This window comes from Microbacterium sp., assembly GCF_043427715.1.
In the GTDB taxonomy this organism is placed as follows: Bacteria; Actinomycetota; Actinomycetes; order Actinomycetales; family Microbacteriaceae; genus Microbacterium.
This window is the reverse complement of the sequence record NZ_JBHWTD010000051.1, coordinates 1-9,871: the sequence shown is the minus strand read 5'-3', so window position 1 is coordinate 9,871 and position 9,871 is coordinate 1. Positions and strand designations below refer to the sequence as shown.

Sequence of the window (9,871 nt, the reverse complement as noted above, 5' to 3'; positions counted from 1 at the left end):
ACATCCTCGCCAAGAGCAGGCTCACCCTCGTCGCCGACACCGGCACGGAGGAGGTGAACACCGACAGCACCCTCGAGCTCACCGCCTGAACCATCAACAGATCGAAGGAACCCGAACTACACCACTCCCTGGGACTTGACCACTGGTAGAAGTGGCGGGTGAAGGGGATCTCCGCGCCTTCCTTGGTCTTGGAGTGGTCGACCCACGCGTCGGGTGCGTATGGGAGGACTTCGCGGGCGACGTAGGCGTCGATGTGCTCGTCCCAGGGCACGTTCTCGGTGTCGCGGAGCGACGCGTCCGGCTCGGGGTTGCCCTTTGTGTCGGTGCAGGTGTCGGCGGTGTCGTCCTGCTCGCCGAGCTCGGAAGTGACGGTCTTGAGGAGCGGGGCGGGCAGGGTGAGGCCTTCGGCCTTCGCGGCATCCTTCAGCACCTTCTGGAATTCGGCGCGCCTCTTCCACACCGTGTCAGCGCCGAGCCGGTCGAGGGCCGCGCGGAGGGCCGCGGCATCCGTTTCGTCCAGCTTCTGGACCGCCTTGGCTTCGAACACGGCGTCGATGCGTTCGGGGGTGGCATGCCAGTTGAGTTTGAGGGGGCGTTCGACGGTGATGGTGCGGTAGAGGAAGTCCTCGTTGCGGAAGATCTTCGAGTGCTCGCCGTCCTCGAACCCGGCGTACAGGCCGACGATGGTCTCGATGTTCTTCGGGCTCAGTTCGTTGCGCTTGGAGCCGAGGCCCTTGCGGAGCTTGGTGAACATCTCGCGGCCGTCGATGAGCTGCACCCGGCCCTTGCGGTTCTCGTCTTTGCGGTTGGTGAGGACCCAGATGTAGGTGGAGATGCCGGTGTTGTAGAACATGTCCTTCGGCAGTCCGATGATCGCCTCGACGAGGTCGTTGGTGAGCAGCCACTTGCGGATGTTCGACTCGCCACCGCCGGCACCGCCGGAGAACAGCGGTGAACCGTTGAGGACGATCGCCATGCGGGAGCCGCCGTCTTCGGGCTTGCGCATCTTCGACACCAGGTGCAGCAGGAACAGCATCGCCCCGTCGCTGACGGCGGGGGTGCCGGGCCCGAAGCGGCCGTTGAAGCCGAGCTTGGTGTGTTCGTCGTCGACGTAGGTGCGCTGGTCTTTCCAGTCGACGCCGAACGGGGGGTTGGAGAGTCCGTAGTCGAACTTCTTGTCGTCGAAGTGGTCCTCGGTGAGGGTGTCGCCGAGGGCGATGTTGTCGACGTCCTGGCCCTTGATGACCATGTCGGCCTTGCAGATCGCGTACGAGGCGTCGTTGTAGTCCTGCCCGTACAGGCTCAGCTGGATACTCGGGTTCAGGGTGTGCAGGTACTCGTCGGCGACGGAGAGCATGCCTCCGGTCCCGGCGGTCGGGTCGTAGATGGAGCGCACCACGCCCGACTTCGACAAGGCGTCGTCGTCGAGTGCGAACAGCAGCTCGACCATGAGCTTGATGACCTCGCGGGGCGTGTAGTGGTCGCCCGCGGTCTCGTTCGACTTCTCGTTCGCGAACCGGATCAGCTCCTCGAACACGAGACCCATCTGGATGTTGGAGACGGTGCGGGGGTGGAAGTCGGCCTGCGCGAACTTCTCTGTCACCGCGAACAGCTTGTTCTTCTCCGCCAGCTTGTTCAGCGTCTTGTCGAACTCGAACCGCTCGAAGATATCCCGCACATTCGCGGAGAACCCGGCCAGGTAGGACGAGAGGTTGGCGCGGAGGTCGGCCGGGTCGGCGACGAGCTTGGCGAAGTCGAACTGGGACGTGTTGTAGAACTGGTGGCCGGCAGCTTCCTGGAGCTTGATCGCTTGCAGCATCTCGGGGAGCGTCTCGATGCCCTTCGCGGCCTCCAGCACAGCAGGCTTGGTGTCGGCGAGGACGGCGTCGAGGCGGCGGAGCACCGTGAACGGGAGAACGACCGAGCCGTACTCCGAGGGCTTGAACGGGCCGCGAAGGGACTCGGCGATGTTCCAGATGAAGGCGACGTGATTCACCACAGGTGGGCACTCCTGCTGTAGAGCAACGAACAAGCGGCGCAGGCGCCGCGAACCCTCCCATCCTGGCCCATGCCTCGGACGGTCCGGGGTCGTCAGAGCCGAGATACCCGGGTTGCAACCTCTCAACGTGACGTTCATCGAAGAATGCCATACCGATTAGGCCATGTAGAGGTGGCCTAATCGCCAGCCTTGGGAGGTGCCCAGCAGCAAGCGCTCCCCCGTGACATGGGAGTCGTACGCGCGGGACATCGGCCGCAACATCCAGCGGCATCGCGTCGAGCGCGGCTACAGCCAGGAGCGGGTCGCGTATGAGGCTCAGCTCAGCAGGTACACCTACCAGAAGCTCGAGAAGGGTGAGTCTCGTCCGGGCGACCCCGCCAACCCTCGCCTGCAGACGCTGTTGGCGATCGCGCAGGTGCTCGAGGTCGAGCTCACGGACCTGCTCCCCACAGAGGCGCCCGACCTCGCGGCACGGTGATCGGCATGCGTGATTGGCATGGCCTAATTCGTATGGCATCGTCGGATCATGCACGAGCGGGATCCGGGCGAGATTGACGCGTTCTCATTGGCCGCTGCAGACCCTTTCCTCGAGGTGCTGATCGGGACGATCGAGGAACCGAACGGCAGCGAGACCGCCCGGCGCGCGGGTGAGGCGACGCGCCAGTGGTGGGACCTCCACGACGCAGGCCCGACCCGCGCCGAGCTCATGAACCAGGTCTTCCCGAACCTCGACTGGGACAGCGTCATCGAAGACCCTCGACGCTCGCTCGCGCACCGCCGTGAACAAGGTGCGCTGGTTGAAGCGTGGTTCGTGAGCTACTGGTCCCGTCTCGGCGTGATCTCCTACGTCCCCGGGCACGGGGACGTCATCGCACCAGGTCTCGCCTAGGCTCCGCCCTCTCCCCACAACTCGGGGTGCGCGTTCCGCGCTCTCAGCAACTCGCGCTTGAGGCGCCGCCCAGTGTCCGTGAGCTGCATCGGCTGACCGGTCTGGGCTGACACGAACAGGTCTCCGCCAGAAGCGGTTCCGAGGATCTTCATCTGTGTGCTGAGTGCAGTGGGACTGATCTCGAGCGCGCGGGCCGCTCCGGTGAGCGTCGCGTAGTCGCAGGCGAAGAGGAAGCGCTGGGCTCGTTGAAGTGCGCCCTGCCCGATGAGCGCACGCCGAAGCAGCGCAGAGTCCTTGGCAATGGGGTGTGGTCGGAGCGAATCTGCGCGGCTGGCGCTTCCGCGGCGGCGCGCCGGGATGCCGGCGCGCTCCAGGAATCTGCTGACGGACTGGTTGGAGCATCCGATCTCGACTGCGAGTTCGGGGATGGTCGCTTGCTCCGCGACGTACCGCTGCCTCAGCCAGTCATTGTCGATGTCGATGCGCTTGTTCCGGCCCGGCGGTCTGGCCGGGGTTCCGGCGCGCTCGAGAGCTCGAGCAACGGTCTGGCGAGCGACATTGCCTTCGACAGCGAGTTCGCGCGTCGATCTGCCGGCCTCGTACGCAGCCGTCAACCGCTCCGAGGGCAAGGTCTCCGCCAGGCGATCCGCACCGGGACGAGCGCGCGCCCATGACTTCTCGGCCTTCGGGACATCCGGCTCGGAGACCGTCTCTGGGGCGTCTGGCGTAGGGGGCGCCCACGTCAGCGGCTCGTCGATGTTGTTCGCCTGCAGGAAGGCCACCGCGACGCCCTCGAGTGCCTTCCGGACCCTCCCCGGCGCGCTGGCCAGGAAGTCGCGCGCCAATACCCGCGCCTGGCCGGTGAGCGAGTCTGGGAATGGAGCCGCATCGACACGGCTGCCCGTGACGAGGGCGAAGAGCGCATGCCGGGCTGCTCGCCAGCGGCGACCGGAACCCGCATGGACCCCTTCTTCCTCGCACACGTCTTGCCATTCCCGCTCAGGGAGCAGCGCCGAGTAGTCGAGGACTCGTCGACGGGCGTAGTCGATGGGCGTGTCCGTGCGGTCGAGGTAGTCGGCGAGCTCGACGATCGCCCCGATGCTTTTCCCCTCGGCGCGAGATCTTCCGAGACTGGCCATCAGGTGCGAGACACGTCGCCCCGGAGACTCCGGATCGAGAAGGCGGAGCGCGGCACCGTGGGAGAGGTCACTCCCCACAAGGATCACAGCGGCGGCCAATGCGCTGGCAGCCACTTCGCGGTCGAGCCGGTTCGGCGCAAGCTTCTCGGTCCACGCCGGCCACAGAAGCGCGGGGATCTTTCGGGCGCGATCCTCGGGGCGTGTTGCCACTCCCGCCGCGGCTGCGCGCAGCGTTGTGGAAGGACGGTGACGGCGGCCCAGGCTCGCATCGATCAGCTGCGCGAGCGGTCGGGAGTAGCCGCTCGTGCTCATCGTCCTGGGGAGCCGGTCGGCAAGGAGTGCGGGCAACGCCGTGGGATCGGATAGGGCACGGTACGCGCCCGCGTTGCCGACTGCTGCGAGCACCGCGTTGGCTGGATGGACGGATCGTCGCTCGGCATCGCTCGCGCGGAGCGCGAGGAACCGGCCCGACAGATCATCGCCGAGTTCCGCTTGCGCGAGCGCGCTGGCATCCACGCGGAACTTCGCTCGTGTGAGCTTGCTGAGGAGCCTGAAGTCCTCCATGACCAACAGCGCCGGCTGAGGGTCCGCACTGTACAGGCCGAACCGGGCCGAGCCGCGCGATATCACGTGGAGGATTGTGCGTTGTGCGTCGCGGACAATCGCCGGCGCCGCGATCGGGTCGGCATTTTGGGTGAGGTCGGCGCCACAGCGCGATTGTCGGCCGGCCGCGTCGCGGGCGGGGTGGTGACAGCGCCCCGGCTTGGGGATCTGCGATCGCGGATGGCCCACTCTCCGGGGGTGCTGACCGCACTGCGGGCAGACGTCGACGAGCAGGATGCGATGCCGCAGACACGCGAACCCGAACGCGAACTGCCATGAGAGTCGCCAGCGTCCGCCCGAATCGCGAAGGCACTCCGGGCAGAAGCGGCCAGCGACCCCCGAGCCCGCGGAGCTCGGGCTGATGCGTCCGGTGCTCGTGAGTCGAACAGCCGCAGCGACGAAGTTCATCCGCGTCATCTCGATGAAGGCCTGGCGAGGGAGGCCGGTCGTCGCCTCGAGCCGGTCTAGCTGCGATGTCGTGAGCGTTGTGGCCCACGTGCTTGCGACGACGGGGCTCAACTCTACGTCGCTGTCAGAGGCGGTCAGTCCGAGTGAGAGGGCGAGCTCATCGATGGTTGACCCGTATGCGTGCGCGTAGGCCTCCAGCCAGGAGTCGAATGGCTCATCCGGGAGCGGTGCCAGGGCGAATGGCATGCGCCGTAGTTCCCGCATCATGCGCGCAGTTCCGGGGGAAGTCTCCCCGTCTTGCGGTAGTACGCGATCGTTGCCCTGGTGTCCTTGAATGCTGCTTCCGCGGCGGCGTCGATGGGTATGCGATCCAAGAGGGCTTGGTCGATTCGCTCGGAGCCAGTCCTTATTGCTCGGGCGGCGGCGCGACTGACCAGGTCCATCAGTGAGCCGATGTAGCCCGTGGTGCGGGCGAAGAGGTAGTCCGAGAGGTTGTAGAGCATGCCCTGGTGAGCTTCTGCTAGGCCGTGTGGATCAAGTCGGTCTTGATCCAGATCAGCGTGGCGGCGAGAGCGATCGCGGCACGGTAGGCGCGGGCGGTCTTGTCTGAGCGCATCGCGATGCCGCGCCATTGCTTGAGTTTGTTGAAGCACCGCTCGACGACGTTCCGGCCCTTGTAGCGCTCCTGCTGGGCTTCCCCGAAGTCGATGGGCCGACCCGGCTTCTTCCGCCGATGTGCGATCTGATCGTCGCGCTCCGGGATCGTCGCGGCGATCTTCCGCTCCCGCAGCCACGCCCTGTTCTTCTTCGACGGGTAGCCCTTGTCGGCGAGCACCCGATCCGGGCGCCGCCTCGGACGGCCGACAGCTCGAGGGACGCGGATCTGCTCGAGGGTGGCGGTCATCATCGTGGTGTCGTTGACGTTGCCGCCGGTGATCCCCCAGCTCAGCGGACGTCCACGCCCGTCGCAGACGAGATGCACCTTGCTCGTCAACCCGCCACGGGAGCGGCCGATCCCGTGATCAGGCGGCTCTTCCCGCGGATTCTTGTGATTCGACACAGCCCCCTGTGTCGCGGCTGAGGGTCGCGCCGTGCTGATGCACGCGCGCGATCGTCGAGTCGATCGACACCACCCAGTCGAGCTTGCCCGCCGCGTCCGACTGCTTCTGCACCTCGGCGAGCAGCTTCTCCCACGTGCCGTCCTCGGCCCAGCGCGCGAACCGCTTGTAGATCGAGTTCCACTTCCCGAACCGCTCCGGCACATCCCGCCAGGGCGCCCCCGTGCGGTACTTCCAGGCCATGCCCTCGACCGCGAGACGATGATCCGTCCACGGCCGCGACCTGCCGACCGGCACCGGCATCAGCGGCTCCAGAACAGCCCACACCTCATCCGAGATCTCCTGACGCGTCACACCATCGAGACTCGCCGACCCTGAGCCTGAACCTCTTGATCAACACGCCCTAGCACCAGCCGGCTCTCTACCGTCTTCACGAGCTTCTTCCACTCAGCGTCACCCTCCTCGGTGAGGACCGTGAATGGGCTCATCGGGATCCGAGTCCAGCGGCGGGCGGTCTGCGCCGTCTCCAGGAGGCGTCCCTCTTCGAGTATTCCGCTGTTGTTGAGGTCAACGCCGGCGAAGACGAACGTCACGGGGTACTCGTTTGCGAGCCATTTCAGCTGGTTGGCGACCTGGCCGCCGTCGTTGGTGCGGGGTTTCAGAAAGTGGATGTCATCGACGATGAAGAGTCTCGTGCCGTGGCGAACGGCTGCCTCAGCGGCGGTTGCTGCGAGGTTGTGCTCGGTCGCGCTCCGGCGGCGAAACCGTCCAGCCGGGTGCGCGTAGTAATCGAAGATCATCCCGTTCAGGCTCTTCGTTGTCATGCGTCCGGCGAACCATACGCGACACACGGGGATGTGGAGGGCGCCGTCTTCCATGGTCTCGCCGTATCTCGCCACCTGGCGACGGTGAAACTCGCGCCCGAACTGGTTCAGCGTTGTCGACTTGCCGAGTCCCGGTGGTGCGTCGATGACCCCGGCGCCCTTCACCCGATCCACGCCCTGCATGTTGGACTCGAGGAGGTCCAAGAGCTGGTCATTTGCGTCGCGAAGCTGATCTGTGCGCACCAGAGTGTCACGGTGAAATGCCCGTCGCGCGGAGTCGTACTCGTCACGCGCCCGGTCATCGAGCGAACGGATCTGGCGCTTCGTGAGCGGCTCCGGCTCTGGCAACGGGCGCGCGTCGACGAAGGTCTGCCATCCCTCGTAGGTCGACAGCGGTTGCTGTCGCTCCAACGTCAGGCTCACAAGATCTCCATCACATCGTCGTAGAAGCCGTCCTCGGACCCGTCCGCTTTCCGGGACGCCGGCTCGACAACGCTCGCCGGGAGGATCTCGTCGGCGCTGGATAGGTCAATTGCTATCGCGGGCACTTGCGACAGAGCCGCACCTTCCCCGGAGGTGCGCGCGGCGTTGAATGCCGTCAAGAGTCGCTGCACGGTCGCAAGCGATGTCGGCTGGTTCAGCGGCAGCACCGGGTCTCGACGAGCGACTTCGCGAGCAGCGATCAGCTTCTCGCGGGCAGTGTCCCCGCGGGAGATGCCGAGACGCCTCAGAAGCTCCACAAGTGCTCCCTCAACGTCTTTCTTGCCGCCCCTGCTCACAGCATGTCGCTTTGCGTACTCGAGCGCATCCATGCTGAATGGCATGTCAAGATCTGCGTGCCGCACCCAGGTGAGCGTGTGCCAGGATCCGTTCTCGGGGTCATGGAAGTAGATCCGGCTGAGGTCGTCGGGGTCGTAGCGGAACGGCCAACTCCGGCGCCCCGAGCTGATCACCCGCGAGCGGTTCAGGTACTTCTCGAGAATCGGGCCGGTGTATGTCAGTCCATGCATCTCGATCCCGGTGGGCCGGAAGTTGCGCATCTCCACGGGCAGCATCTCGAGAAGCAGGTTCCGGCCCTGCGGCAGCCTCAGTCGTCCTGCGAGGGCGATGCCACGCGCGTGCGCCTGTACGGGGCTCAGCAACACGCCCGGCAAGTGGGGGTCGAACAAGGATGAGTGGGGTGTGTGGTGGTAGACGGTCGCGACCCATTCACGCACGATCTGTTCTAGCTGCTGAACGGTGTAAACGGCCTCGTCTTCGGGGCGCAGTCCACGGGTATCGATGGATCGACCCTTGTATCCGGGCACCTCCTGCAACAGCTGCTCGGTCGTTCCAAAGAAGCGCTCCAGCGGGCCCTTGTCTGAGCCCATCGCGATCCGCGCGGGCTGAACCGAGATCCCCTGATTTGCGCAGAAGCTGATGGCGGTCTCGGACAAGTAGACCTTGCCGTGATCGACAACGATCGTTTCTGGAAGCATCCCGTCGTCTGCGCCGGCGAGGACCGCCTCCCGCCGCTCAGCCTCCCGCGCCTTCGCGGCGGCGAGTTGGCGCTTACGCTCGGCCTCATCCGCGCTCGTCCAGTACTGGTCGAGCCGAATCCGCTCAGTGGCCACCACGAGCGTGTCGGGGAGTCCCGAGTATGGCCACGCAGCTTCGGCGCTCCACTCGCTCGGTGGGACGAACGGCTGCATCGCCTCGAACAGCACGCCGGTCACGTCGATTGCCTTGGTCGAGCGGGGTGTCATCCGCAGCCCGCGGATAGTGCGAGAGCTGAGGTCCATCGCGGCGGTCAACTCTACGGAGTCCCATCGCCCGAGCGCGTCCAGTCCGAACACATTGAAGCGAGTGGTATCGAGTATCAGCACCTCGCCGGGACGGGACGCGCGCAGACGTCCGTATGGTGGCGTTGGGCGGGAGGCGTTTGATCGGCGCCGGCCGGTCGATCCCTTGAACAAACCGCGACCGCGGTCGAGCTCGTCGAACACCTCGTTTCTTGTCGTCGCCTTCGGGGCACGGACGATGCGGCCCCCAAAGTCGCCCCGCTCGGTCCGTTGTTTGACCCTGTCTTCGATCCAGGTAGCGACGACGGTCTTGCGCAGCTTCGCCCGATCGGTGAGTTCGGCGAGCACCTGCTCGCAGGTTGAGAGCCAGTCGGGGTCGACGTTCTGGAGTAGAGTCCCGTCCCGACCAGAGCGCCCGTCCAGAAGCGCCGTCATTCCAGACCGGCGCAGAGTGTAAATCCAGGTCTCGACGGTGCGTACGCTCACTCCACGCTCCGAGGCCTTCGCGTGCTTGCGCTTGGTGAGATTCGTGGTTGCGGGATCGTACTCTGGCCGCGGCTCACCTGGCTCAGCGAACTCGGCCGCGCCCGACCGGTAACCCGTCTCGACCTCGCGGGCGTCTCCGGCAGCTCGCTGCGCGGCTTCCCGCGCCTTGGAGGAAGCGGTTCGCCACAACATCCCGTCGAGTACGGGTCGCGCACCCCTTTCGCGCTCGTCCGATTCTGCTGGCAGTTGGATGAGCCCGCCTTCTTCGGGGGGCGTAAGCAGCTCAACCAATCGCACACGCCGCGCACCTCCACGAGAGTCGACGAGCACGACGGCGTCCGCGAGTAGCTCGACGACCCGGCACGCCTCCCCGTCGTACGACACCAGCGCGCCTTCCGCGAGCCACGTCATGACAGAGCCTCGGGCACGAGAATGCTGGATGATTGCATGGGGACCGTCAGGTCCGTCCGCCACACCCGTCGCCACAACAGGTGAAGGACCAGGCCCCGAGCGTAGTCGGGAGCCGCGACGGCTTCTGTGACCGGTGACGTCCCGCTGAGTGGTGGAGTTTCTCAACACCGTGCGAGATCAGCTTCTGTGATTATGCTGCAGCGAGTTCGGGGATCGCGACCTCCTTCTCGGTGGTGTTGAGGAGCTTCATGGAGTGCTCGCTGAAGTAGCGTC

The 9,871-nt window shown here is 65.8% G+C and carries 8 protein-coding genes and 1 pseudogene; 2 read left to right on the top strand and 7 right to left on the bottom strand.

The window, feature by feature from the left end; all coding sequences use genetic code 11:
• Positions 1-1,996: N-6 DNA methylase (locus ACHFGS_RS05430; protein ID WP_394289252.1), on the bottom strand; the 1,996-nt coding region annotated here is incomplete at its 3' end.
• A 199-nt stretch (positions 1,997-2,195) separates the two neighbouring features.
• Between ACHFGS_RS05430 and ACHFGS_RS05425 the strand changes: the two genes are divergently transcribed.
• Positions 2,196-2,477, top strand: coding sequence for a helix-turn-helix transcriptional regulator (locus tag ACHFGS_RS05425; RefSeq protein WP_394278367.1), 282 nt, complete (start codon positions 2,196-2,198; stop codon positions 2,475-2,477).
• Between the two features lie 48 nt (positions 2,478-2,525).
• A complete protein-coding gene (locus ACHFGS_RS05420; protein WP_394278368.1) occupies positions 2,526-2,888 on the top strand; it encodes a hypothetical protein in 363 nt (120 codons plus the stop codon).
• Here ACHFGS_RS05420 and ACHFGS_RS05415 read toward each other — a convergent pair.
• From ACHFGS_RS05415 to ACHFGS_RS05390, 6 genes and pseudogenes are all read right to left on the bottom strand, one after another.
• Positions 2,885-4,657, bottom strand: a complete 1,773-nt coding sequence (locus tag ACHFGS_RS05415; protein WP_394278380.1) for a LysR family transcriptional regulator — start codon at positions 4,655-4,657, stop codon at positions 2,885-2,887. The genes ACHFGS_RS05420 and ACHFGS_RS05415 overlap by 4 nt on opposite strands.
• 213 nt (positions 4,658-4,870) lie before the next feature.
• Positions 4,871-5,284: pseudogene (locus tag ACHFGS_RS05410) on the bottom strand (TniQ family protein); the annotation flags it as partial.
• A gap of 17 nt (positions 5,285-5,301) precedes the next feature.
• A complete protein-coding gene (locus tag ACHFGS_RS05405) occupies positions 5,302-5,541 on the bottom strand; it encodes a hypothetical protein (protein ID WP_394278369.1) in 240 nt (79 codons plus the stop codon).
• Between the two features lie 17 nt (positions 5,542-5,558).
• Positions 5,559-6,450 (bottom strand): IS5 family transposase gene (locus tag ACHFGS_RS05400; RefSeq protein WP_394278370.1). Its coding sequence is split into 2 segments (ribosomal slippage): positions 5,559-6,066 and positions 6,065-6,450, totalling 894 coding nucleotides; the frame shifts between segments, so codons are not numbered across the junction.
• Positions 6,447-7,343, bottom strand: a complete 897-nt coding sequence (locus ACHFGS_RS05395; RefSeq protein ID WP_394278371.1) for an ATP-binding protein — start codon at positions 7,341-7,343, stop codon at positions 6,447-6,449. Before ACHFGS_RS05395 ends, ACHFGS_RS05400 begins: the two co-directional genes overlap by 4 nt.
• Positions 7,340-9,598, bottom strand: a complete 2,259-nt coding sequence (locus tag ACHFGS_RS05390) for a Mu transposase C-terminal domain-containing protein (RefSeq protein WP_394278372.1) — start codon at positions 9,596-9,598, stop codon at positions 7,340-7,342. The genes ACHFGS_RS05395 and ACHFGS_RS05390 overlap by 4 nt, the downstream gene beginning before the upstream one ends.
• Positions 9,599-9,871 lie beyond the last annotated feature (273 nt).